Annotated in this window: 25 protein-coding genes; 18 read left to right on the forward strand and 7 right to left on the reverse strand. The window is 57.5% G+C overall.

The features are described from left to right. Positions 1 to 7: 7 nt before the first annotated feature. The 6 genes from glcE (at position 8) to GOW60_RS17345 (ending at position 7,110) form a co-directional block, all read left to right on the forward strand. Entirely contained in the window at positions 8 to 1,108 is a 1,101-nt protein-coding gene (glcE, locus tag GOW60_RS17320; protein ID WP_171230257.1) for a glycolate oxidase subunit GlcE, read from the forward strand. A 4-nt stretch (positions 1,109 to 1,112) separates the two neighbouring features. Then, on the forward strand, positions 1,113 to 2,426 hold the full coding sequence (gene glcF / locus GOW60_RS17325) for a glycolate oxidase subunit GlcF (RefSeq protein WP_171230258.1): 1,314 nt from the start codon (positions 1,113 to 1,115) through the stop codon (positions 2,424 to 2,426). Positions 2,427 to 2,545: 119 nt separating this feature from the next. After that, entirely contained in the window at positions 2,546 to 3,337 is a 792-nt protein-coding gene (locus tag GOW60_RS17330) for a serine protease (protein ID WP_371813376.1), read from the forward strand. Continuing rightward, complete coding sequence (locus tag GOW60_RS17335) at positions 3,334 to 4,149, forward strand: serine protease (protein WP_171230259.1); 816 nt, start codon at positions 3,334 to 3,336, stop codon at positions 4,147 to 4,149. The genes GOW60_RS17330 and GOW60_RS17335 overlap by 4 nt, the downstream gene beginning before the upstream one ends. 123 nt (positions 4,150 to 4,272) lie before the next feature. After that, positions 4,273 to 4,740, forward strand: coding sequence for an Hsp20 family protein (locus GOW60_RS17340; protein WP_170345716.1), 468 nt, complete (start codon positions 4,273 to 4,275; stop codon positions 4,738 to 4,740). Positions 4,741 to 4,884: 144 nt separating this feature from the next. Next, positions 4,885 to 7,110: a tetratricopeptide repeat protein gene (locus GOW60_RS17345; RefSeq protein ID WP_171230260.1), complete on the forward strand. Its 2,226-nt coding sequence runs from the start codon at positions 4,885 to 4,887 to the stop codon at positions 7,108 to 7,110. Between the two features lie 109 nt (positions 7,111 to 7,219). On the opposite strand, the gene GOW60_RS17350 is transcribed toward GOW60_RS17345, so the two are convergent. Next, positions 7,220 to 8,695 carry an NAD-dependent succinate-semialdehyde dehydrogenase gene (locus GOW60_RS17350; RefSeq protein ID WP_171230261.1) on the reverse strand — a complete coding sequence of 492 codons (1,476 nt, stop codon included), beginning with the start codon at positions 8,693 to 8,695 and terminating at the stop codon, positions 7,220 to 7,222. A gap of 283 nt (positions 8,696 to 8,978) precedes the next feature. Between GOW60_RS17350 and GOW60_RS17355 the strand changes: the two genes are divergently transcribed. From GOW60_RS17355 to GOW60_RS17385, 7 genes are all read left to right on the forward strand, one after another. Next, the gene (locus GOW60_RS17355) at positions 8,979 to 10,058 is read left to right on the forward strand and encodes a hypothetical protein (RefSeq protein ID WP_171230262.1); all 1,080 of its coding nucleotides are present in this window, start codon (positions 8,979 to 8,981) and stop codon (positions 10,056 to 10,058) included. A gap of 216 nt (positions 10,059 to 10,274) precedes the next feature. Next, positions 10,275 to 11,393: a hypothetical protein gene (locus GOW60_RS17360; RefSeq protein WP_171230263.1), complete on the forward strand. Its 1,119-nt coding sequence runs from the start codon at positions 10,275 to 10,277 to the stop codon at positions 11,391 to 11,393. Positions 11,394 to 11,447: 54 nt separating this feature from the next. Continuing rightward, complete coding sequence (locus GOW60_RS17365; protein WP_171230264.1) at positions 11,448 to 13,379, forward strand: ATP-binding protein; 1,932 nt, start codon at positions 11,448 to 11,450, stop codon at positions 13,377 to 13,379. Between the two features lie 4 nt (positions 13,380 to 13,383). After that, positions 13,384 to 14,214: a hypothetical protein gene (locus GOW60_RS17370; protein ID WP_171230265.1), complete on the forward strand. Its 831-nt coding sequence runs from the start codon at positions 13,384 to 13,386 to the stop codon at positions 14,212 to 14,214. Beyond that, positions 14,211 to 15,548 (forward strand): DUF6638 family protein, encoded by a 1,338-nt coding sequence (locus GOW60_RS17375; RefSeq protein WP_171230266.1) that lies wholly within the window; start codon positions 14,211 to 14,213, stop codon positions 15,546 to 15,548. The genes GOW60_RS17370 and GOW60_RS17375 overlap by 4 nt, the downstream gene beginning before the upstream one ends. A gap of 1 nt (position 15,549) precedes the next feature. Continuing rightward, positions 15,550 to 15,816, forward strand: a complete 267-nt coding sequence (locus tag GOW60_RS17380; protein WP_171120117.1) for a hypothetical protein — start codon at positions 15,550 to 15,552, stop codon at positions 15,814 to 15,816. Positions 15,817 to 15,826: 10 nt separating this feature from the next. Continuing rightward, positions 15,827 to 16,471: a DUF1523 family protein gene (locus GOW60_RS17385; protein WP_152459741.1), complete on the forward strand. Its 645-nt coding sequence runs from the start codon at positions 15,827 to 15,829 to the stop codon at positions 16,469 to 16,471. A 54-nt stretch (positions 16,472 to 16,525) separates the two neighbouring features. Here the strand turns inward: GOW60_RS17385 and GOW60_RS17390 are convergent, their stop codons facing one another. The 6 genes from GOW60_RS17390 to GOW60_RS17415 form a co-directional block, all read right to left on the reverse strand. Next, positions 16,526 to 17,620, reverse strand: coding sequence for a flagellar basal body P-ring protein FlgI (locus GOW60_RS17390; RefSeq protein ID WP_171230267.1), 1,095 nt, complete (start codon positions 17,618 to 17,620; stop codon positions 16,526 to 16,528). Next, complete coding sequence (locus GOW60_RS17395) at positions 17,617 to 18,624, reverse strand: flagellin (protein WP_171230268.1); 1,008 nt, start codon at positions 18,622 to 18,624, stop codon at positions 17,617 to 17,619. Before GOW60_RS17395 ends, GOW60_RS17390 begins: the two co-directional genes overlap by 4 nt. A 2-nt stretch (positions 18,625 to 18,626) precedes the next feature. After that, positions 18,627 to 20,078, reverse strand: a complete 1,452-nt coding sequence (gene flgK / locus GOW60_RS17400; RefSeq protein WP_171230269.1) for a flagellar hook-associated protein FlgK — start codon at positions 20,076 to 20,078, stop codon at positions 18,627 to 18,629. Positions 20,079 to 20,110: 32 nt separating this feature from the next. Then, entirely contained in the window at positions 20,111 to 21,406 is a 1,296-nt protein-coding gene (locus tag GOW60_RS17405; protein WP_152459745.1) for a flagellar hook protein FlgE, read from the reverse strand. A gap of 91 nt (positions 21,407 to 21,497) precedes the next feature. Further along, the gene (locus tag GOW60_RS17410) at positions 21,498 to 22,337 is read right to left on the reverse strand and encodes a flagellar motor protein MotB (RefSeq protein WP_171230270.1); all 840 of its coding nucleotides are present in this window, start codon (positions 22,335 to 22,337) and stop codon (positions 21,498 to 21,500) included. Positions 22,338 to 22,422: 85 nt separating this feature from the next. Next, entirely contained in the window at positions 22,423 to 23,715 is a 1,293-nt protein-coding gene (locus tag GOW60_RS17415) for a FliI/YscN family ATPase (RefSeq protein WP_371813383.1), read from the reverse strand. Between the two features lie 132 nt (positions 23,716 to 23,847). On the opposite strand from GOW60_RS17415, the gene GOW60_RS17420 reads away from it, so the two are divergent. From GOW60_RS17420 to GOW60_RS17440, 5 genes are read left to right on the forward strand one after another with little or no spacing between them, the layout of a single operon-like run. Beyond that, the gene (locus tag GOW60_RS17420) at positions 23,848 to 24,234 is read left to right on the forward strand and encodes a FlgB family protein (protein ID WP_171230272.1); all 387 of its coding nucleotides are present in this window, start codon (positions 23,848 to 23,850) and stop codon (positions 24,232 to 24,234) included. 11 nt (positions 24,235 to 24,245) lie between these two features. Then, a complete protein-coding gene (gene flgC / locus GOW60_RS17425) occupies positions 24,246 to 24,632 on the forward strand; it encodes a flagellar basal body rod protein FlgC (RefSeq protein ID WP_170345698.1) in 387 nt (128 codons plus the stop codon). Positions 24,633 to 24,644: 12 nt separating this feature from the next. Then, the gene (gene fliE / locus GOW60_RS17430) at positions 24,645 to 24,935 is read left to right on the forward strand and encodes a flagellar hook-basal body complex protein FliE (RefSeq protein WP_171230273.1); all 291 of its coding nucleotides are present in this window, start codon (positions 24,645 to 24,647) and stop codon (positions 24,933 to 24,935) included. A 4-nt stretch (positions 24,936 to 24,939) separates the two neighbouring features. Next, on the forward strand, positions 24,940 to 25,212 hold the full coding sequence (locus tag GOW60_RS17435; protein ID WP_152459750.1) for a flagellar biosynthetic protein FliQ: 273 nt from the start codon (positions 24,940 to 24,942) through the stop codon (positions 25,210 to 25,212). Next, on the forward strand, positions 25,212 to 25,922 hold the full coding sequence (locus GOW60_RS17440; RefSeq protein ID WP_171230274.1) for a flagellar hook-basal body complex protein: 711 nt from the start codon (positions 25,212 to 25,214) through the stop codon (positions 25,920 to 25,922). The genes GOW60_RS17435 and GOW60_RS17440 overlap by 1 nt, the downstream gene beginning before the upstream one ends. Positions 25,923 to 25,933 lie beyond the last annotated feature (11 nt).

Below are 25,933 nucleotides of genomic sequence, written 5' to 3' on the forward strand. Positions count from 1 at the left end.
TTTTGCCATGAAACCTGAATCAGAATCTGAACTGGCCGACATGGTGGCCGGATTGAAAGACCCTGTTCGCATCGTCGGTGGCGGAACGCGCGCGGTCACCGGTCCCGAAGCGAATATCGAAACCGGGGCTCTGCGTGGCATTTCGCTTTACGAACCCGGAGCACTTACTCTTGTGGCCAAGGCCGGGACACCATTGGCAGAGATCCAGGCCGTGCTGGAGGCGGAAGGTCAGCAACTGGCGTTTGAGCCGATGGATCACCGCAGTTTGCTTGATACTCAAGGTGAACCAACGATCGGCGGTGTCGTCGCGGCCAATATCTCGGGCCCGCGGCGGATTCAGGTCGGTGCCTGCCGGGATTTCCTGCTGGGTGTGCGTTTCGTCGACGGGCGCGGGCAGGTGGTCAAGAATGGTGGGCGAGTTATGAAAAACGTCACCGGTTATGATCTCGTTAAATTGATGGGTGGGTCTTGGGGAACACTGGGAATTCTGACCGAAGTGTCATTGAAGGTGCTGCCCAAGCCGGAAAAAGTGGCGACTTTGTCCGTCGCCGTTCGTGATGCCGGCCGTGCGGTGAAAATTCTTTCCGCTGCGTTGAAATCACCCTTTGAAGTGACTGGTGCCGCCTATGACCCGGCGGGTGGAAATGCCCTGCTTAGAGTTGAGGGATTTGCAGAGTCGGTGACGTACAGGATCGGTCGGTTGACCGCCTTACTGGCAGATTTTGGTGAGGTGACAGACGAGGGAGACGCCACAGCGCTTTGGACCGGGATCCGCGACGTTCACCCATTTCAGGGCAAGGACGGGGACGTCTGGCGGCTTTCGGTAAAACCGAGTGACGCGGCGGAGATTTCGGCGCGCGCCGAAGCGGGTCAAACGCTGTTTGATTGGGGCGGTGGTCTTGTCTGGCTGCGGGTCCCGGCCGGCACGGATGTGCGTGGCCGGCTTGGTGGGTTTTCGGGTCATGCCACTTTGGTACGATCCGACCACGAAACGATCAGAAAACTGGGGCGATTTCATCCGGAACCCACATCAATATCGGCTCTGACAAAGGGCTTGCGTGCGAAATTTGATCCTCGCGGTTTGTTCAACCCGGGGCTGATGGGATAGGGCGATGCAGACAACATTCACGGATGAGCAATTGCAAGACCCGGCAATCCAGCGCTCGAACGAGATTCTGCGAAACTGCGTCCATTGCGGATTTTGCACGGCCACGTGTCCGACATATCAGGTGCTGGGAGACGAGCTCGACAGTCCGCGTGGGCGCATCTACCTGATCAAGGACATGCTGGAAAACGAGCGTGTGCCCGACGAAAAGACGGTCAAGCACATCGACCGCTGCCTGTCCTGTCTGGCCTGCATGACCACCTGCCCATCAGGTGTGCATTATATGCATCTGGTCGATCACGCGCGCGAATATATCGAGGCCAACTACAAGCGCCCGCTGACGGATCGGGTGTTGCGCTGGGTTCTGGCGCAGATCCTGCCTTATCCGATGCGGTTCCGTTGGGCCCTGATCGGGGCCAGGCTGGGTCGTCCTTTCCGGTTCCTGATGCCAGATGCCCGGCTGCGCGCGATGTTGGAGATGGCGCCCAAGCATATCCCGCCTGTCAGCCGCAACGATGATCCGCAGAGTTTTGCGCCCGGCGGTGAACGAAAAATGCGAGTGGCGCTGATGACAGGCTGCGCACAAAAGGCGCTGAACACCGATATCAATGACGCCACGATCCGCCTGCTGACACGGTTGGGGTGCGAGGTCGTGATCGCCGAAGGTGCCGGGTGTTGCGGAGCTTTGACCCATCACATGGGCAAAGTGCAAGACAGTCATATGGCGGCAAGCGCCAATATCAGAGCCTGGAAACGGGAAATGGACGGTGATGGGTTGGACGCCATCGTCATCAATACCTCTGGCTGTGGCACTACCGTGAAAGATTATGGGCATATGTTTCGCAATGGCCCGCTTGCCGAAGATGCAGCGCGTGTGTCTGCAATCGCCATGGATGTCAGTGAACTTCTGATCCAGCTGGACCTGCCGGCGGGGGAAAACCAAAACCTGACCGTCGCCTATCATGCAGCCTGTTCATTGCAGCATGGGCAGAAGATCAAATCCTATCCCAAAGATTTGCTGAAACACGCGGGTTTCACGGTTGTCGAACCCGCCGACAGTCATTTGTGCTGCGGCAGCGCGGGAACGTACAACCTGATGCAGCCGGAAATATCAGGCCAGTTGAAACAGCGAAAAGTCAGAACACTTGAGGCGAAAAAGCCTGATATCATTGCCGCCGGCAATATCGGGTGCATGATGCAGATCGGTTCTGGTACGCAACTGCCGATTGTTCACACAGTAGAGTTGCTGGACTGGGCGACCGGCGGGCCAAAGCCACCGGCCTTGCAGGGAACAGGGAACTCGGTTCCCGTCTTGCGGTGAATCATGCTGATGCCAGCGCGCATCATTTCCCAGGGAAATACCTTTGGTGCATGACCGCCCTATTTTCGCCCAACGCGGCACGTAGGACAAAAGCTTCGAAGTGAGTCTCGGAGAACCGCGTGCGTAACTGGATCAAGGCAACCGTGCTCTGTGTCTTGCCATTGGCGGCCACGGCGCAGGACACTAGGCTGGAAAGCCTGGATACGTCGGATTCCGGGCGCGAGTGGATGGCTGTCGGGCGGTTGGATATCGCCGGCGCAGGGTTTTGCACCGGAACGCTGGTGTCGCCGACGCTTGTACTGACAGCGGCGCATTGCCTGTTTGACAAAAGATCCGGACAACGGATTAACCCCGCGGATATCGAGTTTCTGGCCGGGTGGCGTTTGGGACGTGCGTTGGCATATCGGACCGCGCGCCAGGCTGTGATCCATCCGGACTACCAATATGGCGTCGATTCTACGGCCGACCGGGTAAGCGCGGACGTGGCTTTGATCGAGCTGTGGCAGCCGATCCGTAATACCGCCGTCATTCCATTTGAGTCGGGCGATCAGCCCAAACGTGGCGCTGAAGTGGGCGTTGTGTCTTATGCGCATGACCGGTCAGAAGCTCCGTCGCTGCAACAGGTCTGCTCGGTCATGAATCGGCAGGCCGGGGTTATGGTCATGTCCTGCGATGTTGATTTCGGGTCTTCGGGGGCACCCGTTTTTTCTTTCACGGGCGCGCGCCCTCAGATCGTATCGGTGGTTGCGGCCAAGGCCAGTATGGACGGCCAAAGTGTCGCAATTGGAACTGCGGTTGAGCATTCTCTGCAATTGCTGCGTGACGAACTTTCTGCGGGGCGGGGATTTGGGCTTTCCTCGTCCGGATCGGGAACGAACAAGAACATAGGCGCAAGGTTCATTCGACCATGATGAGAGTCTTCTGGAGCCTGTTATTGGGCCTGAGCGTCTTGGCAACAGCGCCGCAAGCGCAATCCAACAAGCGCAAGCTGACCGACCGGGATGACCTTTATGGTTGGGAGGCTATCGGTCGGCTGGATGTCCGCGATGCCTCGTATTGCACCGGCACGTTGATCGCGCAGGACATGGTGTTGACCGCAGCCCATTGTGCGGTGGATCGTCGTACCGGGAAGACTTATGTGCCCGAAGATATCACGTTTCGTGCAGGCCTTAGCAACGGCAACGCCTTGGCCGAGCGTCGAGTCACGCAAATCGCCCTTCATCCCAGCTATGGGGCGCAGAACCCGCTGTCGCACGAAGGTGTCCAGTTGGACGTGGCCCTGATGCGGCTGAACGAGCCTATCCCGTATTCGGTCGCCGACCCTTTTGCGCTGCACAGCGGCCGTGTTCCGGGCAACGAGATCAGCATTGCCTCGTATGGGCGGGGACGGTCCGAAGCGATCACCCGAGAACGGTCCTGCCGTATCATCGACCGCAGGCAGGGTCTGATCACCTTTGATTGCGACATTACTTTCGGGTCTTCCGGGTCTGCAATTCTGGCCAAAAACGGTGCGCGCTGGCAGATCCTGTCCGTGGTATCGGCAGTAGGGACGAACGGCCGCAGAAAGGTGGGGTTTGGCATGGAGCTTGACGGGATCGTCGCCGAGCTCAAGGCCATCATGCGGCGCGATGCACCTCAGCCCAAGGCGTCGATCCGCCGATTGCAGGTCGGGTCCGGTAAGTCAGGATCTGGTGCGAAATTCATCAGTTCTGGCGGGGGTTGAACTCGGCGAAATCGCTACCCATGTGATGTGTATCGGACCGCCACAACGGGGTCCGGTACCTGAAATCGCCCGTCCAGTCGGAGGGCACTTATCGCAAATCGCTCAAGAATGAGGATATGACACATGCGTACGTTTGATTTTGCACCGCTGCACCGCGCCACCATTGGCTTTGACCAGATCGCCGACATGATGGATCGCGTTCTGACCAACGATGGGGCCCAGCCCAGCTATCCACCCTACAACATCGAAAAAACCGATGTCGACACCTACCGGATTTCGGTGGCCGTTGCCGGTTTCTCGGAAAACGACCTGACCGTGGAAGTGAAAGAGAATTCGCTTGTCGTGTCAGGTAAAAAAGCCGCCGAAGACAAAGAGCGCACCTATTTGCACCGTGGCATCGCCACCCGCGCGTTCGAGCGTCGGTTTGCCCTGGCGGATCATGTCCGCGTCACCGGTGCGAGCCATGAAAACGGCATGCTGAACATCGAACTGAAGCGCGAGGTTCCAGAGGCCCTGAAACCGCGCCGGATCGAGATCACCTCGGCCAAAGCCATCGAGAAGGATGTGGTGGACGCCAAAGCCGTGAACTGAGGCTTCTGAATATCCCGCGGCAGTTCACTCCTCCCGGACTGCCGCAACACACGCCCCGCGTTCCTCCAGACGCGGGGCGTTGTGTTTTGGGCGTGTGCGAAAACTGGTTCCCAGCAAATTATCCGCCTGATAGTCTTCGGTATTATGGAAAGCCGACCAAAACGTCGACTAGCAGCTATCCTGGCAGCCGACATCGCCGGCTACTCAAGATTGGTTGGTCTGGACGAAGAAGGTACCATCGCAAGGCTTCGCCTGATCCGCAGCGAAGTCATAGAGCCGGCGATCGCCCGGCATTCAGGGCGCATCGCGAACACTGCGGGAGACAGCTTTGTGATCGAATTTCGCAGCGCCGTCGATGCGGTTCACGCTGCCGTGGAAATTCAGGCCGACCTTGCAAAGAGAAACGCAGGTACCGATCAAGATAGCGTCATCACGTTTCGGATCGGCCTGAATGTCGGCGATGTGGTTTCGAACGGGGATGACATCCTTGGCGACGGGGTGAACGTTGCCGCGCGGCTCGAGGCACTGTCAGATCCCGGTGGTATCATTGTTTCACAATCCATCGTCGATTATGCGCGCAACAAAGTGCCCTATGGTTTTGCCCCGATCGGGCCACAGAACGTCAAGAACATCGCAGACCCAGTTCAGGCCTTTCGCGTAGAAGCGGAAATTTTGCCTTCACCGCGAAAAAGCCGCACACTGAGGAAATCCCGCTGGCTGCCGCTGGCGGCTCTGCTCGTGATGTTGGCGGCTGTTGGGCTTTTTCTGACGAAACCGTGGAAGACTGGCCAATTGCGCGCCTCAGAGGCGCAGATGGTTTACCCTTTGCCGGATCTACCTTCCATCGCAGTGTTGCCGATTGCGAATTACACCGATGACGCATCCAAGGAAATGCTGATCAACGGTATCTCTGAGGATTTGATCACGGACCTGTCCCGAATATCCGGATTGTTCGTCATCGCCGGCAATTCATCCTTCGCATACCGCGACAGGAACATAGATATCGCACGTTTCGCTGAAGAACTTGGGGTTCGCTACGTCGTTGACGGCAGCGTGCGACGTGCGGATGAAGACTTCCGGATCAACATTCGCCTGACCGACACATTGAGCGGGCGATTGATCTGGGCGGACAGGTTTGATGGCGCGATTGATGACATCTTTGAAGTGCAGAAAACCATTGTTCTCGCAATTGCTCAGGAGCTGGATCTTCCACTCGACCCTCAAAGCCGGCAAGCCATCGAAAGCGTGGAAACCCAGACCATTGCAGCACGCGAAGCCTTCCAACGTGGGTGGGAGTTGTATTCGCAGTTCAACGAACAGGACAACCTTGCGGCTATTCCCCATTTTGAAAAGGCCGTGGAGCTTGACCCGGATTATGGGCGTGCCTGGGCGACGCTTGCCCTGGCGCATTTGCGACCGCACATCTTTCATCATTGGAATGGGTTTGCAGAGTCAGGCGCGCAAATGCATATCGGCCTGTTTTACAGATATTACCGGGATGTGATGGAGCAGGACACCGCCCTGGTGCACGTTATCCGGGCTATTGTCAGTCTCAACCTTCCGGATTGGGACAGTAACCTACGGGTAGGTCGGGGGACGGAAGAAGCCAGACGAGAAGCGGCGAAAGCCATCGCGCTGCAACCCAGCGACCCCGAGGCGCATCTGACGATGGGATGGGCGCTGATTGCAGCCGGTGAGCCCGAGGAAGGATTGGCCTTTGTACAGGCCGCGACCCGGCTGGATCCCAATTATCCCAGCCACTACGCGCTGTTTGAAGCGGCGGCTCTTTACGCATTGAATGACCTGACGGGTGCGGCAGATGTGATCGAGAAAGAGTTGAACAGAAATCCGCAGGCAACTGAGCTGATGCCATTTGCAGCCTCGGTTCTGGCCCTGAATGGAGATCGCCGTGCGGGTAGGGCGATCATCGACCGATGGCAAAAGGGCAAGCATGCCGGTGTCATTCAGGACGCTGTTCAGAATTACTTTTTCATCATTCGCTGGGTCGGTGAGAACCAGCATTTGAACGCCCGGTTGAACGACGGGCTGCGTCTGGCGGCGTTGCCTCCGGAAAAAACCATAGCAAGTCTGACGGCGGATCTGTCACGGGGGGATGCCAAAGATCAGCGGACGGCAGCCCAATCGCTGGCCCTGTTTGGTCCCGAGGCAGAGCCAGCGGTGCCGGAATTGATCGCGCTTCTTGAAAGCCCGTCGGTGTTTGTCCGAAAAGAGGCAGCCATTGCATTGGGGAAAATAGGTGGCGCGGCGTCCTCTGCATTGCCCGCGCTGGAAGCCATGGTGGACGGTTCGTTGCAGGGAAAGTTCGCGACCCGTGCAATCGAACAAATCCGCGACAAGTCCGCAGAATAGCCGCGTCAGCGTCGACTGGGACGCCGCCATGAACAGTCAAAAGACGACGCGATTGCGTTTCCGGATACGGGGTCTCTGCCCACCGCAATGGGACAGAGACCGTATTGGATCAGACTGACATGCAGACGTATTTCATTTCCAGATAGTCTTCCATGCCGTGATGGCTGCCTTCGCGGCCCAGACCGGATTGCTTGACGCCGCCGAACGGGCCCAGCTCGGTCGAGATGATGCCGGTGTTCACGCCGACGATACCGTATTCCAAGGCTTCGGCCACCTTGTATACGCGGCTCAGGTCCTTGGCATAGAAATACGAGGCCAGACCAAAAATCGTGTCATTGGCCATGGCGATCACGTCGTCTTCGTCCTCGAACTTGAACAGCGGGGCCAGCGGGCCAAAGGTTTCGTCCTGCGCCACCAGCATGTCCTGCGTCACGCCGGTCACGATGGTTGGCTGGAAAAACGTGCCGCCCAGATCATGAGGCAGACCACCAGTCAGAACCGCGCCGCCCTTGTCGGTCACGTCCTTGATATGTTCTTCGACCTTGGCGACCGCGTCGGCATTGATCAGCGGGCCGGTGGTGGTGCCTTCGGTCAAGCCGTCGCCGATCTTGAGTGCCTCTACTGCCGTTTTCAGTTTGGCCGCGAATGCGTCATAGACCCCGGCCTGCACATAGATACGGTTCGCGCAGACACAGGTCTGGCCATTGTTGCGGAACTTGCACAGCATCGCGCCTTCGACGGCGGCATCCAGATCGGCGTCGTCGAACACGATGAACGGTGCGTTGCCGCCCAGCTCCATCGAACATTTCATGACCTGATCGGCTGCCTGGCGCAGCAGGATGCGGCCCACTTCGGTCGATCCGGTAAAGGTCAGCTTGCGCACACCGGGGTTTTCGCAGAACTCCTTGCCGATCTCACTGGCCTGCGACGAGGGCACCACGTTGAACACGCCCGCAGGTACGCCGGCCTGTTCCGCCAGCAGCGCCAGTACCAGCGCCGACAGGGGCGTTTCGGTGGCCGGGCGCGCCACAAACGCGCAGCCGGCGGCCAAAGCCGGGCCTGCCTTGCGGGTGATCATCGCGTTGGGGAAATTCCAGGGCGTGATCGAGGCCGCAACGCCGATCGGCTGCTTCATCACCATGATCCGCTTGTCGCGCTGATGGCCAGGAATGGTCTCGCCATAGACGCGCTTGGCCTCTTCACCGAAGAACTCGATGAATGACGCGCCATAGCCGATCTCGCCGATGGCTTCGGCCAGGGGTTTGCCCTGTTCAGCGGTCAGCATCTTGCCCAGATCCTCGGCGTTTTCCATCATCAGATCGAACCAGCGCCGCAGGATGGCTGCACGTTCCTTGCCGGTCAGTTTGGCCCATTCCTTCTGCGCGGCTTCGGCCTGTGCGATTGCTCCGGCGACCTGAGCGCGGCTGACGTCTGCCACTTCGGCGACCACATCGCCCCGAGCGGGGTTTGTGACTTTGAACGTGCCATTGTCACCGTCCACCCACTGACCGCCGATATAGGCTTTGGTTACAAGCAATTCGGGGTTCTTCAGGATTGACTTCAGATCGGTCGTTGCGTCCAGCATGATAAGCCTCCGGCGTGAATTGGGTTGCGCGCACCCAATCAGGTGATGTCTCAATTGTCTATGGCCACTCTGGATGTGGAATCAATCCAGATTTGATCAAAAAATACTTAACAAGTTAATTTAATTGAGTCACCCGAAATCTGCGCGTTTCATTGGCCGGTCTCGCCTTTCTTTTTGCCAAGGAGTTTGCCAAAGTCTGGGTGAATTTTGAGACCCAGGGGATGTAAATCAGTGTAACATTCCCTATCTTATTGGGTAATAGAAGAAAAAAGGGATAGAAGCGATGTCGAACCAGCAATTCGAAGCGTTGATAGAAGAGACTCAAGCCAAAGTGCGCGAAAGCCAGTCTCAGATCGAAGGGCTGACCTCGCGCATTGAAGCGGCCCGCGCCAAGATCGGCACTGCCGAGGCCGATATCGACATCGAAAACGCCACGCTCGAGGATGTGCACGCCCATACCGAGGTGATGAACGCCAATATCGCCGAACTGATCATGGGGCTGGACGACGTCACCAGCGCGTTTTCCAAGGATTTTGACGAGATGCGCTCGAAAACCGGGTGGGAGTCGTTTGTCGGCATCTTCTCGAAAGGTAAATCCGAGTCGATGCGGCAGGAGCGGATGCGCACCGCCAATATCGATGACAAGCTGCAAGACCTGATCGCCAAATCCGACGTGATCGTCAAACTGCTGCAAGGGCAGTTGGCCGTGCTGGAGGAACAGCGCGTCAAGGTCGAGGACAACCTGACCGTCACGCTGGACGATCGCGAGGCGACTGTGGCGGAACTCGAGGCGCTGCGCGCCGAAATTCAGGGTATGGATCCGACGATCATCACGCTGGAAAACAAGATCAGCGTCGAACAGGACGCCGCCGCGCGTACCCAGCTGGAAACCGAACTGGCCGAGCTGAACAAGCAATACAACGCCAAGGTTCAGGAAGAGCAGGTCAAGCTGGCCAAGTCTCAGACGTTGGAGCGTTATATCGAAAAGGGCAAGACCTGGGTCGATTCGCTGCAAAACCAGGCGGCGACGCAGATGGTGCTGATCAACAAGCTGCAAACAGACACGCAACAGCGCGTGGTGCTGTATGACGCCCTGACCAAATCGCTGAAAACCGCGCAACAGCAGGACGTGGCCCACCGCATCAACGAGATTGGTGTGCAGACCGACCAGGAGGCGCAAACCGCCATGGCCGCCATCGGCACCGCGACCAACCAGAAGATGGCCGACATGCTTGAGGCGCATGAGGACCACATGGTCTTTGCCCGCGACGTGCTGGAGAAAAAGGCCAAGGCGGACGAACGCTTTGCCCGCCGGTTTGCCTCGATTGTCGAGAAGCATGATAAGAATTTGTATGGCGGATGAAGCTCACTGAGTTCAATTTAGTGGGGCGTCCAAGAACGTTGGGTGAGTGGGCATACCAATCAGCATTAGGTGCCTGCCTCATTCCGTTCATAGCCTGGTTAGCTCCAAACGATGCGTCGAAATGGATGCTGCTATATGCTGTGCTCTGCTTTGGCAGCATAGTTGGGTTTTGGTTTTCTAGGCTGAGTTCAAACAATTTTGAAGAAACCATCAAGGATGACTAACCCCACCCAAGACCATGTTGGCCTGACCGACACCTTCGCCTCGCGCCGCTATTTCCGCAAATTCGAGGTGATCACCGTCCACCTTCTGCGCGTGGCCGCGACGATGGAGGCCGAGGGCGCGATCAGCAAGCAAGAGGTGCGGATCATCTCGCGTTATCTCTCGGGACTGCTCTACACGTTCCGGGCGCTCAGCATGAAATACCTGCTGGTCGGGCGCGATACGGGGCGGTTCTTTGGCAGTCTCGCCATGGACAAGCGCGACAGCGGGTTTCCGGTGGCGGCCGAATTGCTGACAATGGCCAATGACGCGCAGCAGGCGCAGGTGCATCTGGCGAATATGCCCTCGGAAGACGACCTGAAAACCGACATGGTGCGGACGATTATTGGCGACCGAGAGATCCCCACCAAGCTGCAATTCGCGCTGTCTCAAAGGCTCTATTACGAGGAATTGCTGAAAGGTCACCTGTTCTGGGCCCGCAACGATCCCGAATGTCACTGGATCGGGAATGAGGGCGAACGGCGTACATTCCTGATCCACTGGGCGGTCTATGACAGCCAGATCAACCTGCCGGTGATCTATCTGATGCAGTTGGAAGACAGCGGCAAAACCGCCCTGCCCAAAGATCAACGCCGCTGGCCCGAGGTGCAGGCGCATCTGATGGCGCAGTCCTTGGGCGGGCTGAAACTGGTGACAATCGCCAAAGGCTTCGATCAGGATTTCGACGACCTGCACCCCAAACACCTGCGCCGTATCCATGTTGGGCCGATGTATTCCTCGGCCTATACCGAGCAATCCGGCCCGCTGCGGCAGGTGTTGGAGGACGCACAGGCCCCCGAAGGTCAAGATTGGGCGTTGGCCTGGACCACCGAGGAACTGGAAAGCGAACAGGTGATCGAGGAACGCGCCGGGTGGTTTTCCACCGTTGAACGCGAGATCTTTGCGCTGGACCCCTTTGGCGGTCAGGGGGCTGAGACCGGGGCGACGCGCACGCAGCGATCAATCATCCTGCCCCAACGCCCGTTTCAGGTTCTGGCCGAGCGCAACCCGCCGGGGTTTGCCGATGTGAACAAGTTTGTCGTCAGCAAAGCTGGGCAGGTTTTGAGGTATTAGTTTCGCCTTCGGCGAGAGTATTTTTGAAAAGATGAAGCAAGAGCGGTTCAAGAGATGAGTTTGATGTCAGATCAGATGAAATTACGCGAGGACGACATTCGCAAGCACTATCAAGCAGCGACCGTTTTGCTGAATGGGTTTGAACACGCGCCGAGGATTGGCAAGGCGGTAGAAGCGGTTGTTGAGCGGTCTCCGGGGGTTTCTACGGGGCGGCGGTTTCGATCCACGACACCGGGTCTGGTCACGCGGCGAACCGTGCGTTCGGACGGAGTGCATCTGGCTGAACGGATCGAGGCGTCGGACGATGGGGATACGCTGGTGTCTCCGCCTCAGGCTACGACACAGCAAGCCATTCGCCGCGCCATTGCCATCGCTTTGGGTGTGGCCGAGGCTTATGCGGACCAGACGCCGTTGGCCGATCTGAAACGAGCCAATCTGGCCGGGGATTTGCCAGCTGCGCGCAAAACTGAATTCTCGGAACTGCTGACGGCTGAGGCTTTGATCACCTTGCACACGTTCGGCAATGCGCTGGCTTACTTGATGTCCTCGCATCTGGGCGAGACCACCGTCGATATTGGCGAGATCGAGGAGGTTTTGACCGACAATGGCCAACTCGCCCTGCATGGTGCATTGTGGGAGCTGGACCAGACGCTGGCCAAACACGCCCCCGACGATGGCCACCTGATTGCGGCCACCAGCGCCTATGCCGAACAACTGATGGAAAAAGTCGCCCTGCGCGCCCAATCTGCTGGCTATCTGGGCCCGTTTCAGAACGCCGCCTGGCATATTGAAGCCGATGATCTGACAATCCGGGGTTTTGAGCCGGCCTCGAAGGCCAAATCCACCACCCTGACCATGACGTTCAAGAAACCGAACGAGGTGGTCGGCAACCATATCGCCAAGTATCAGGCGATGAAACTGGCCAAGATGCTGATGGCCTATGATTTCGACCGTCGCCTGAACCCGTTTGCGGAGCTTGGCGGGTTCATCTTTACCTTCATGGGCGACGGCAAACCGGGCACCGGCAAGACCACGCTGATCCAGATGATGGCCGGGCTGATCAATGACTATTGCCAGAACGCGGGCTATCCCTTCCGCTATCAGAACCTGAGCACTGACAATATCGACAGTTATCAGGGCAAATCCGGCCAGAACGCCAAAGCGTTTATCAACACGATCATCGACCCCTCGGTCATCGGGTTCGGGACCATCGACGATATCGACCAGCTGGCGGGCAAACGCGGCGACCGGCAGTCCAGCGCGGGCCAACTGGAAATCACCGCTGTTCTGATGGAGAGCTTTGCCGGCGCCAACACCGTCGTGCGCGGCAATTGCACCTTTGGCATGTTTTCGAACTACCCCGAGAATGTGGACGACGCCCTGCGCCAGCGGGCGGGCGCGCGGTTTCTGGTGGACGGGCCGCAAACGCGCGAGGACTATATCGACATCCTGCACCTGCTGATGGGCCGCAACCACGACATCCCGCTGGGCGAACACGACGCCTATGCCGCGCAAGAGATCAAAAAGGCCGTCGCCGCCAGTTTCGAAAGCCACTCGCGCCCGCATGAGGATGCTTTGTTGCAGGTCTATGACCGGGTTTCGGGCGAGATCGGCCAGATGGACACGATCGCTAAGCTGGGCACCTATCTAAAGGCGATCCAGAAGGCGGATGAGCGGTTCACCGGCCGCGCGATCAAGAACATCACCGACGCGGTCAAGGTCCGCGCGATGGATTTCGAATTGCCCGACGAGTGGATGGAGACCCCCGACCTGTTCCTGTTCCGCGACTACGACACCAAGAAAGCGATGATCGAAGACCTGCGTCAGCCGATCACGGTCGAGATGGTGATGCAAGAGATCAACCGCTACGCCGACAGCGAGTTCCGATATGCCGACAAGAGCGACGAGGTGGCCATCGAAAACGCCGTCCGCGAGATGGGTCGGATGGAAGAGGCCAAGCGGCGGTATCTGGAGGGGAAGGGGTGACGCTATGATTAAACCACTACGAGAATTCAACAATTCTGTCAAAGCAGGAATTACAAGTGATCACCCTATGGAGGTTGGTCGCGCACTTACAAAGCTTTTTCTCGCAGTTATTGTTGTTTTGGCTTTTCTTCCACAACACACTCAAGATGACGGATGGAACCTTCGTGCGTTTGCTTTTTTAACGGCGCCCGCGAATGAAATTGGCGACACGTTCGCAGGGGTTGCAGGAGTTTTGGCATTTCTTTGGATCATTATAACAGTTTGGCTTCAAAGTCAGGAACTATCGGCTCAGCGCACCGAACTCGAATTGACAAGGATAGAGTTCCAGAAAATGGCTGAGGCGCAAAAAAAGCAAGCGAAGATACTGAATACCCAAAGCGAGCTCTTACTAGATGAACAAAAACAACGAAGGGAAATTTATGCGTCTTCTAATTCTGATGCTTTGGCTTCACACCTAAAAGACCTGATCGCCGACTTCATTCGAAATCAGAACACAATTGGCTTCTTGGAAGATAGTGAAATTGAAGGCAGGTTGTTGGATAATTTGCCCGACCGACTCGAGGGCCTTGAGCTGCGTGAATTAATAAATACGACCGGTCCCTTTAGTCCACGGCCATACTTTATCGCGTTAAGAATTGGGATTCAAAATATCCTATCAGGCTCGCCGAATAATGGCATTTTTTATTCGAAACAACTAATGGTAATCTATGAGAATTGCTTAAAACTCGAAGTTATCCTCCGTGAGGCCGGAAACCCAACTCAGATCAAGTTTAGAGACTACGAGTTCCCTCAACTCTTGGAGTGTCTAAATCAGAATGTAAGGGCATCTCGTTGATCCGCCTCATCGAAAAAGGCCTGATGTTCGGCAATCTTGTCCACATCTCCAGCCCGGCTCTGGTCGAGCGGTATAACCGCGCGCTGCAGCATCTGGCGGGCAAGACCACGGCGCTGACGGATTTCCATGTCGATATCTCGGGCTATTCACCGGAGGTAGGGATTGAACTGGACGACCCGCTCTACCTCAACCCCAACGGGGTCAACCGGCAGTTCATCCTGCTGACGACCGAACAAAAACGCGCGCCTTTGCTGAACGTCAAATTCTCGACCTCACGCGATATTCTGCGAGACTTCATCGAGATGAACGAGGCGCAGCTGTTCGCCCTGACCGCCACCGATGCGGTGGCCGGAGAGCTGGTGAACTCGGTCTTCAGACTTACCACGCCGCGTGACCTGCTGAACCTGCGCAAGATCGAGATCGAGGCCGACACGGTTGGCGGCACCCTGCGCAAGGCGCAGCAACTGGCGGGCATGGTCGAACGGTTCAAAACCAAAGAGGACGCCTGGTTCGATGATGTGCTGATCGCCAAGATGATCGAAACGGCCAGGGAAACCGGCGACGTCACCCGCAACCCGGTGCGCCTGCGCCATACGGATTTTGAGCAGCGAAATTTCTGGACGGCACATTTCGGTGGGCTTTATCTTTTTCCCGATGTTGATCACCCGGCAGCGATTTGCATGGGTGAAAAGCCTGACGACCTGCCGATCAAATACACGTTTGATCTGTCGCAGCGGAACCAGATCGCCAAATTTCTGGACTACAACGATCTGGTTGAGCCCATCGTCAAGGCGCGCGGCGTGGATGCGGCCGCGATCCTGCAACAGAAGATGGATTTCCTGACCGTCGATGCGGCGGCAGATGCCGATGTCAACCTGACCGGGCTGGATCGCAGCGACATGCGGCGGTTGGCCCGGAACCACGCGGATCGCCTGCCGCAGGCCTATCACGGGCTTGCGCAACTGCTGCGCTGGGCAAGTGACGGGGGTCCGTGGCCGCGCATCACCTCGGACCACCCGGCCTATTTCTACACGCTACGCGCCGCCGATACGCCAAACCGCGATCTGGTGAACATGCTGTTGTCCGAATTGGCCCCGCTGGACCCGCGCCAGATGTTCATCTGCCACAAAGAATTGTTCTACCGAACATATTCGGGCTGGCCCGAGAGCAAGAAGGCCTATGTGGCCGACTTCCTTGCACGCGAATATCAGGTGGACAAGCAAGGCGCCCGCGCCGCCCTGTTCGGACATGAGCCGGATATGAGCGGCGACGATCGCGTCAGCGATGACATAATTGCCCGGGTCGGTCCGTGGGGTTCGGTGAGGAAAGGTTGAAATGATTGGATTGTTGCGCCTTTTGCTGATCTTGCTGGTGATCCAGACGATTGCCTATGTCGGGCTGTCTTTCTATTCGCGCGGCATACGCCGGCGCAAACTGGAGAACTGGTGGGACGAAAAGGGCAAGACGGGCAACAAAGAAGCCTTTGTCGAACGCGGATTGCATGTGTATGACAACTCGTTTCGGCGTAAACTGATCCTAGGTGTCTATATCGTGCCGTGGGTGGCGATTGGCGCGCTGATCTACATCGTGAACTACATGTGAGGGTTTAGGCATGGCCTATGTGAAATGGGCGTTCATTATCATTTTCTGGGGTACGATTGCCGTGATCCTGCAATATTCTCTGCCCCAACATGACATTGTGCGCATCGTCAACACCTATGAAGAACGGCAGGATCTGAACGACTGGACCCGGATCTTTTGGTCAGAGCCGGAAGATCAATCCACCAGCCTGTCCAACCGGGATGTGCAGTTCATTCAGGCGGTGCGGGCCAACGGAAAACCCATCGTGTACCGAAATGAGGATACCGGCTGGGGATGGCCCCCGTATTTCAAGTTCGACACGGCGAACCTGTATACCGAGGCCAATGATGCGAAATCCACCAAAGAAAACCCGAAATGGGTGGTCGTAACCCACTACGGGTGGCGCAACGAATTCATGTCGATCTTTCCCAACGCCATTTTCATCAAAGACGTTGAAGGGCCGGATGTTCGGATCATTCCCTGGTTCAATATCATCTTCCTGACGATCTTTGCGGCGTTCGTCTGGGCGATATGGGTGCGTTGGCGCAGGTTCCGGCAAGCACGGATTGATCCGATGATCGAAAACGTGGAAGATGGCCTATATGCGGCGGGTGACGCCATAGAAGAGCGACATAACAGATTTCGGCGCTGGCTGGACAGCTGGAAATCGAAATAGATACAAGCTTTGGTGGGCGTGCCAGCAGCGCGCCCATCCAGCTGGTGGTGCCCTTCACCTGACGATGAATTCCGCATGCAGCGCGCCTGCTGCCTTGATCGTTTTCAGAATGTCGATCATGTCCTGAGGCGAGACCCCAAGCGCGTTCAGACCTGCGACAACCTCGGACAACGTGGTGGCCTCGGGGATTTCGGCGAGGCCGGTTCCCTCTTCTTCCTCGATCCCTGCGATTGTACGTGGCACGACCACTGTTTCACCTCTGGCGAACGGGTTGGGCTGCACCGCAATCGGTGCTTCCTGAACCGTCAGAGTCAGGTTGCCTTGAGACACTGCAACACGCGAAATTCGGACCTCCTGCCCCATGACAATGGTGCCAGAGCGCTGATCGACAACAACGCGCGCTTTCGATTCAGGTTCGACCAGAATGTTTTCGATACGCCCTATGGCGTGGGCTGTCGAAAGCGCCTGCGTCGCCGCGACGTTGATCTCAACCGTGCCGGAATCCCGCATGATTGCCACGGCTCTGTTGAACTCGGTGTTTATCGCGGTTTCGATGCGCGCGGCTGTGGTGAAATCAGGCTCTCTGAGTGCAAGGCGCATCTGAGTGAGAGTTGACAAATCGAAGTCAATTTCACGCTCGACCCTTGCACCGGATGGGATCACGCCCGAAGTAGGCACCCCTCGCACGACCGAGGCTGCCTCTGCTTCAGCCGAAACGCCACCTGCAAGGATTGTGCCCTGCGCGACCGCATAGATTTGGCCATCGGCTGCGTTAAGCGGGGTCATGATCAATGTTCCACCCAACAGGCTGCTTGAATCGCCTATGGCTGAAACCGTTACATCGATTTGACCCCCCACCCGTGCAAAAGGCGGCAGGCTGGCCGTGACCAATACCGCTGCCACGTTTTTGGGCCGAAAATCCTCACCGGTGACGTTGACGCCAAGACGTTCGAGGATATTGGACATGATTTCTTCGGTGAAAGGCGCGTTGCGTAACCCATCGCCGGTTCCGTTCAAGCCGACCACCAGGCCGTAACCCACCAGATCGTTGCCCCGTACACCGTCAAAATCCACGAGGTCCTTGAGACGGATTGTCCCTGCCCAAGCCATGCCGGGAAGGAGAAGCAGGAGAAAAATCAACGCCCTCATCTCAGAAAGTTCACCAGCGACAGGTTCGCATTGCGAACGGTTACGGAATACAGGCTTTCCAACTGAAATTGCACCGTTTGCAGTTTCGCTGCCGTCTCATAAGGATCGGCCGCGATCAGTTCGTTTCGGCTGAATTCCAGGCTGGTTCGGGCCGACGAATTGCGTGTTGCCGCCTCTTCGATGCGGGCTTCGGCCGCCCCGACCTTTGCCCGGAGTTTGACGGTGGCATCCTGTGCGTTGGCCAGTTCGACCCCTAACTTCGTGAACAAAGCGGTGCGTTGATCGGGCGAAAGTGCCAATGCGCTGTCGGTGGCCAGTGCCGCAACGGCGACGTCCCTGAGTGCGACCTTGAACGCCGGGTCCGTTGCCGTGATCGGCAGCGTGACGCTTTCATTTTCCGAAATCTGCATCGGAGACAGTGTGCTGTTTGAGCCCTGATAAATCACGGCGTCGAAACCGGCTGGATCATTGAACCAGTTTTCTGCCGCCAGCCTGATATCAGCGACCGTCGCAAGCCCAGTCAACTGAGACTTCAGCGCCGTCAAAAGATCGTTCGCAGATTGCAGGGGCGACACATCGGTGGCGGTGCCGGAAAAAAGGCTGCGCCCTCCGACGCGCGTGTTCAGTGCCGAGATCATCGTGTCCAGCTCATTCTCCGCCTGCTGGGACGCTTGTTCATGATTGACCGGCTGATTGGCGGTTCCGTAGGCCAGCAAAGACGCGGTCATGTCTCCGACCGAATCTCCGAAGGTTTTCAGGCTCAGTTGCATGGTATCGGTGAACAGGGCCGCTTCGGACGTTGCGATGCCAAAGGCGTCGAGTCTGGCGAGGCTGCGGTCGAGATCCAGAATTTGCGAATAATCCCCGCCAAGCCGCCCCGAGACGTCCTGTACCCGCCCGGTGGACATTTCATAAGACAGGGTTTCGATCTGGGTTTTGATATCTGTTGCGCGGGTTCGCAAGGTCATTCCTCGCGCCAAATCGCCGATAGAAGTGATATTCATGGTCACAACCTCAGAAGAGTTTCCATAAGCTCGTCAACAACCGAGATGACACGAGCGTTTGCGGCATATGTCTGTTCGACCTGCATGAGCCGCTGTAGTTCCTGATCGGTATCCACGCCCTGCGCGGCCTCGATCTGCGCCATTTGCTGCTGGAAGCTGTTTGCAAAAGTCTTGCGCTGATCTGCGGCATGGGCGTGTGCGCCCGCTTTCGACAACAGGGCCTCGGTCAACTCGGCAGCGCGCATGTTTCCCGTGCCGAACAGCCCGCCGGGTACCGGACGTGCGTCGTTCAATATGTTCCCGAACGCGCGCAATTGAGCAGCCTGCCCGGGATCACCCGGAGTTGCGGCACCCAGACCCGCGCGCAGTTTCCAACTGTCCCCGCCATTGTCAGGGTCCACGGTTGAATTGAGTGAAATCCGTGATGCAAGCCCGACAACAGATGCAGGATCAAATCGGTTGCCATCGTCGGTGAACAGACCAGGATCTGTCGCAAGAGCCGACGAATCCAAACCGGGCGTTTCAAATCGTTCAATCAGGTCCCTTGCAACCGTGTCGAGCTGAACCTGCGCCTCGACTGCCAAGTCGTCGCGGATGGTGAACTGCGCCATCAGTGCCCCGCCGCGTATTTGAGCGTTGTCTCCACTTGTCCGTACCGGGTTGCCGTTCATCTCCAGACCGGACAACAGACCATTTGCCACGGTCATGTGAGGCTTTGTTTCGCCGGTCGTGGAAAAAGTGAACTCCGAGGCCGTGCCTTCCAGCAGGATCAGCCCGCCCTCCGAGTACAGGGATACCTGATCATTGGCGCGCGGCACGACATTGACCGGGATCAAGGTATTGACCTGGTCGATCAGGACATGCCGCTGATCCAGCAGGGCACCGATGTCACCGCCAGAGTTTTGAATGGCGGGAATCTTGGCGTTCAGGTCTTCGATATCTTTCAGAGTCTGATTCAGGGTGTTGATCTGGGCGCCAATTTTTCGATCAGCATCCGAGCGTGCCTGGCGTACGCCTTCGGACGCCGCGTTCAGCTCGTTGGTCAGATCGCGGGCCGAGCGCGCAACCTGATCCAGCCGTTCGATCGAGTCAGGCAAACTGGCCGCCGTGATAAAGGCGTTTTCCAACGAGGACAAACGAGTAGACAGCGAAGGGCCGTCATCAGGAGACCCCACCAGTTGTTCGAACCGTGCGTGAAATTCTGAAACGTCCGACCGAAAGGCGAGTTCGGCATCAGACGAACGTCTGTTGGCGGTCAAAACCGGATCCTGATGCCGGATCACGCCAACGGTGCGTACGCCATTTCCGGATATAGGGCTTGTTGCAAGTTCCAGGGACCGGCGCGCATAGCCTGGGGTCAGCGCATTCGCGATGTTTCCGGACACCACAGCGGCCCCGCGACTGGCCGCAGTCAGCCCGCCCAATGCGTTATTGAGTGCTGTCGACATGTTCATGAGGCCGCTCCTTTCTTTGGGTCAGAGCTGGATTAACGTTTCAGGTTTGTCGTTTCCTGCAACATCTCGTCCACCGTCTGGATCACCGTGGCGCTGGAGGAGTAAGCACGTTGCGTCTGAATCAATGAGGTCAGCTCGGTCGCTACATCCGTGGTGGATTCCTCACGCGCGAAAGAAACAAGATCCCCGGTCGGGCCTTCGCCGGCATTCCAAAGAAAGAACGTACCGCTTTCACGGGAAGGCGCGTAAGTCTGGCTGTCCAACGCGGTTAAACCGTTGGGATTGGGTACATCTGCCAACGGAATCTGGTACATCCGGCGACTGACGCCAGTGTCGTAGAACGCGTAGACATATCCTCTCTCATCGACCTGAACGCTGGTCATAGTTCCCACGGCAGAACCGTCACGTGTGATCGAAACAGGCGCGAACGTGTCGGACAATTGGGTTATCCCGTCTGCATCTCCGATCAGGCCGATATTGACCTCCATCGCTCCGCCGGCGACGTTGACCATGACACTGCCCGTTGCTGGATCATAAGCTCCGCCAGAAACAGGTGTGACGCTGGCCAGAGTGCCGCCTGCCGTTCGGTTGTCGGTGAATGTCAGCGTGTATTCACCGATGACCGCGCCACCCGACGCCGAGTCACGCAAGACCATAGTCCATTCGTTGCTGCTGCCGGTTGCGGGAACCGTTGGGATCAGCTGGATATCGACGCTTTCAGACTTGCCGAGATTATCGAAATACTCAACCGACAAAGGTTGAACGTCGCCCGGCGCGCCCGCATTTGTCGCCGTGGCCGGAAGGTTCATACGCAGTTTCATTTCTGTGGTTGGTGAACCCGACAGCTGGTTCACGCTCAGCTGAATGGGTTCAAGCGCGGCGGGAGTATCGCGCGAAACCGGTGGAATAGTGCCATCGGGTGCCGCGGGCCACCCCAGAAGAACAAGGCCGGATTCGGTAACCAAATACCCTTCTTCATTGGTGCGGAACGACCCGGTTGTTGTCAGCAGCATCTCGTTCGAATTATTCCCGATCTGCGAACTGGGGCGCACAGGCAGCATGCCGCGCCCACGAACTGCCAGATCGGTTGAGTTGCTGGTTGTGACCAGGGGCCCGCGTTGATCAATCATGCGCTGGCTTGTCGTCCGCACGCCGCCTGCCGAATAGCTGCCACCCTGGCCTGACGTGACCATTGAATGAAAATCCGTCTCGACCCGTTTATACCCGTAGGTTGAAGAATTCGCGATGTTGTCGGAAATCGTCGCCAACCTGTTGGCATTGGCTTTCAGCGCCGCCACACCGGCATTGAGCGAAGAGGAAATGGTCATGGGTGCGCCCTTCTGTTGCGTCCGTCTTTGATGCAACAGGTAACGCGCTGCCCCTTAACAGCGCGCTAACATGTAAAATACGCTCTATCATTTAGGGCTGGCGCAGAAAGATCACTTCGATCCTGTTGTTCCGCGCAGCCATGGGATTGTCGGCGAACAATTCTCGGTCTGCATGGCCCGTAACACGATCCATCCTTTGTGCCGCAACGCCCTTGTCCTGTAGCAATTGACGCAATTTTTGGGCCCTTGCCGTGGACAGTTCCCAGGCAGTGTTGCGCGCCTGCACAACCGGAGACGCGCTGACATGCCCTTCAACGGCGATCGAATTGACGACAAGATCCGAGGCTCGGGCGATGATCAGGGCCAGGGACCGCAGAAAGCTTGTTGGCTTGTCAGAACCCGATTCGAACAATGCCTGATCGTCGGTGTCGAACAGTTCCACCACCAATCCTTCATCGGTGACCCGTGTGACGATATGCTTGAGCAGTTTGTCCGAGACCTCGCTTTCACCCGTGCGCCCCAGCAGTTGCGCCTCCAACGTAGAGAAATCTTCCTTGGCCCCTTTGCCGCCGCCCACGGCTTTCACTCCGATCGAACCACGGGCCTGATGCGATTCGGTCGGATGTGTGGTCGTGGCACCCTGACCGTCTCGCAGCAGCACTTCTTCAGACAGCATGCTGTCGCCGCCAAACGCCCCGTCCCCGCCGCCGGATTCCGGGCTTAGCGGGATTGTCGGTGCGAAATAATCCGCCAACCCTTTTCGTTGCTGTTCCGTTGTTGCGTTCAGCAGCCACATCAACATGAAGAAGGCCATCATGGCCGTCACAAAGTCGGCATACGCGACTTTCCACGCGCCACCGTGATGGCCATCGCCACCCGATACACGCTTCTTCTTGATGATGATTGGCGCCGCATTGGTTTGCGCACCCATCTCCACCACCTTTTTATCACCCGACTATTGGAATAGCAGTGCAGGTCTTAAGGCGGCCTTAATACTTAAAACTGTTCCGAGTTCACTAACGCGGCAGGCCGGCCGAGGCACGGCGCAGAATCAGAGACAAGCGGTTGAAGCTGTTTTCAATCCCTTCGGAATCGGGTTTGCCGAAAAACGCGTCCAATTCCTTATGAACGCGCACGGCCTGGTCCAAGAGCGGATCTGATCCTTCTGAATACAGCCCGGCCTTTATCATGACTTCGGATTGTTCGTAGCTGCCGACAAGTTTGCGGGTTTCGTTGATCATCTGGTTCTCTGCCTCTGACGCGGCCTCTGGAAGGCTGCGGGATACGGATTTGCTGAGGTCGATGGCCGGGAAGCGCCCGCGTTCGGCAATCTCGCGGCTGAGCACGATATGCCCGTCCAACACACCGCGTAGAATGTCGGCGATGGGTTCATCCATGTCGGACCCCGCAACCAGGACGCTGAACACGGCGGTGATATCACCCTGCTCCTGCGTGCCGGGGCCTGCGCGTTCACACAGGTTGGCAATCAGGGAGGTGACAGAGGGCGGATAGCCTCGGAGTGACGGTGCTTCGCCCATGGCAACGGCGATTTCACGGTGCGCCTCTGCGAAACGGGTTACCGAATCGGCCAGAAACAGAACGTTCAGCCCCAGATCCCGCAGGTACTCGGCCGCCGACATGGCCGACCACGCGCACCGTCTGCGCGCCAATGCAGACTGGTCGGACGTCGCGGCGACCACGATAGTGCGCTTCATGGCTTCCGGGCCTATGGCGCGGGCAACAAACTCGTTCACTTCACGCCCGCGTTCGCCGACAAGAGCCACCACAGCCACGTCAGCCTGCATGAAGCGCGCCAGCGTCGACAGCAGCGTTGATTTCCCCACACCCGATCCCGCAAACAACCCAACGCGTTGACCGCGCACGATCGGCAGCATGGTGTTGAGAACGGATAGTCCGGTGGCCATCCGCTTTCCCAATGGCTTGCGCGCCACCGCAGGCGGGGGGGCTTGCATGATATCGCGATCCTGTGGCCCGTTCAGCAGGGGTTTTCCGTCCAGCGGTTTGCCAAACGGATCAATGACGCGCCCAAGCCAGTGCAATGCGGGCGCGAACCCCGGCGAGGGATCAAGGTACACACGGTCCCCGAGGCTGACACCGTCCGGGGCGGAACCCGGAATCATTTGGATATGGTCTGCACCGACATGCAGCACTTCACCGGCCAGATCGGGCCCCGCGCGCCGCCGCAATGAAAGCAAGTCTCCGATTCGCGCATGTTCGTTGAGGCCACTGATCTCGATCAACCCTTGTGCGACGCTACTGACCAGGCCCACGTGGCGGATCGAAGTCATCCGATCGAATTCATGTTTCAGAAGCATCGGGTCGAGATCGGACATCTTGGGTTCTCCAATTGGGTTCTGAAAACGGTTTCTAAAGGAATCGGGGTTAAGCCTTGATTGAAATTGATCGAGGGAGAAGCCCCGATGTTCTATGACTTGAACGTCCTTAAGACCGCGTACGCAATGGCAACCCATGCCGGGCAACGGCAGGCGGTGATTGCGCGCAACATGGCCAATGCGGATACGCCGGGCTACCAGACGCGCGATATCGAGCCCTTCCACAAAGCACTTGAAAACTCGGGACGCGAAGTGACCATGATGGCCACGCGGCGGGGTCATCTGCACGGCGGTACGGGTGCACAGCCCTGGGCAGAGCACCAGGCCGCTCCGTCGGGTGATCCAAATGGCAACGGCGTATCGCTTGAAGAAGAGATGCTGAAATCGGTCGAGGCCAAACGACAGCACGACCGCGCTTTGGCGATCTACAAATCCTCGATGAACATCCTTCGCACCAGTCTGGGACGTGGATAAGGAGGCCGAGGATGAGCGATTTTTCCCACTCACTTGCGGCATCCGCCAGCGCCCTGCGTGCGCAGGCAGCCCGTCTGCGCCACGTGTCCGAAAACATATCGAATGCGGATACGCCCGGGTACCGGCGCAAGACGGTGCCGTTTGAGACCATAGAAAAAGATGGTCAGAACGTGGTGCAAGCTGGCCGCGTAAAGCTTGATCGACGCGACCTGACACGAATTTTCGACCCCGGCCACCCGATGGCAGATGCCAGTGGTCACTATCTGGGATCGAATGTCGATCTGATGATCGAAATAGCCGACGCGCGTGAGGCGCAGCGGAGCTACGAAGCCAACCTCAAGATGTTCGATCAAACACGGCAAATGTCGTCGTCATTGATGGAACTGCTCAGAAAATAAAGGACAGCCAGAATGGACATCCGATCCTTGACCGCCGCGCAGAATTATGCCGGCGCCCGTCCTGCAACCCAGGCCGACCCAGATCACTCGGGCATGGTGCAGGGGCTGAAGGCAAGTTTTCAGGACTTTGCATCCACGTTGAAACACAGCGAGCAGATGTCGCAGACCGCGATGGTCGGGCAAGCCGACCCGCACGCGCTGGTGCAGGCGCTGGCACAGACCGAACTGGCCGTCGAAACAGCTGTGATCGTTCGCAACAAGGTGGTCGAGGCCTATCAGGAAATCCTTCGGATGCCGGTCTGATACCATGCTGAGCGAAGGTCTTTTCTATGACATCGTGCGTCAGGCTCTCTGGATCGCCGTCATCACATCGGTCCCGATTCTGGCAGTTGCTTTGGTGTCAGGCCTGATCGTTGGTCTGTTTCAGGCCCTGACGTCGATACAGGAAATGACACTGACCTTTGTTCCCAAACTGATCGCCATCGTCGTCGTGTTCTGGATCTCGATGGGGTTCATGACTCAGACACTTGTTACGTTTTTCACCGGTACGCTTGTTCCATTGATCGCAGGAGGTCGCTGATGGACACCGCCTATGTCACCCTGTCCCGCCAGTCCGGGCTGATGAATGAAATGCGCCTGGTGGCGAATAACATCGCAAATGCCAACACGACCGGCTATCGCCAGCAGGGGCTGGTGTTCTCGGAATACATTCGAGATATGCCGAACAGCCCGTCCCTTTCCATGAGCCGGGCCGAGGCGCGAAATTCGTCAATGCAACAAGGCGTGCTGACGCAAACCGGCGGGCAATTTGATTTTGCCATCGAGGGCGACGGGTTCTTCATGGTCGAAACCGAGAACGGCAACCGGCTGACGCGGGCTGGCAGCTTTTCTCCCAATGCCGATGGCGATCTGGTTTCAATGGATGGTGCGCGCGTGCTCGATGCCAATGGCGCGCCTGTGTTCATCCCGCCTGATGCAGCGTCAATCGATGTCGGCAGCGACGGAACGCTGAGTGTCGATGGTCAACTTCTGGGGCAGCTGGGCGTTTTCAACGTTGCCGACACGAACGAACTTGTACGCGAAGGAAACACTCGTTTCCGCACCGACGGTGCGATTGAGCCGGTCGACGAACCGGTGGTTTTGCATCGCTTTCTCGAAGGGTCAAACGTGAACGCGATTCAGCAAGTGACCCGTTTGGTGGAAATCCAGCGCGCCTATGAGCTGGGGCAGAGCTTTCTTGAGAGTGAAGATGAGCGCGTGCGTGGAGCACTCAAGGCGCTGATGCGCTGATTTGGATGAGG

The sequence above is a fragment of the Ruegeria sp. HKCCA4008 genome, from assembly GCF_013033125.1.
Taxonomy (GTDB): domain Bacteria; phylum Pseudomonadota; class Alphaproteobacteria; order Rhodobacterales; family Rhodobacteraceae; genus Ruegeria.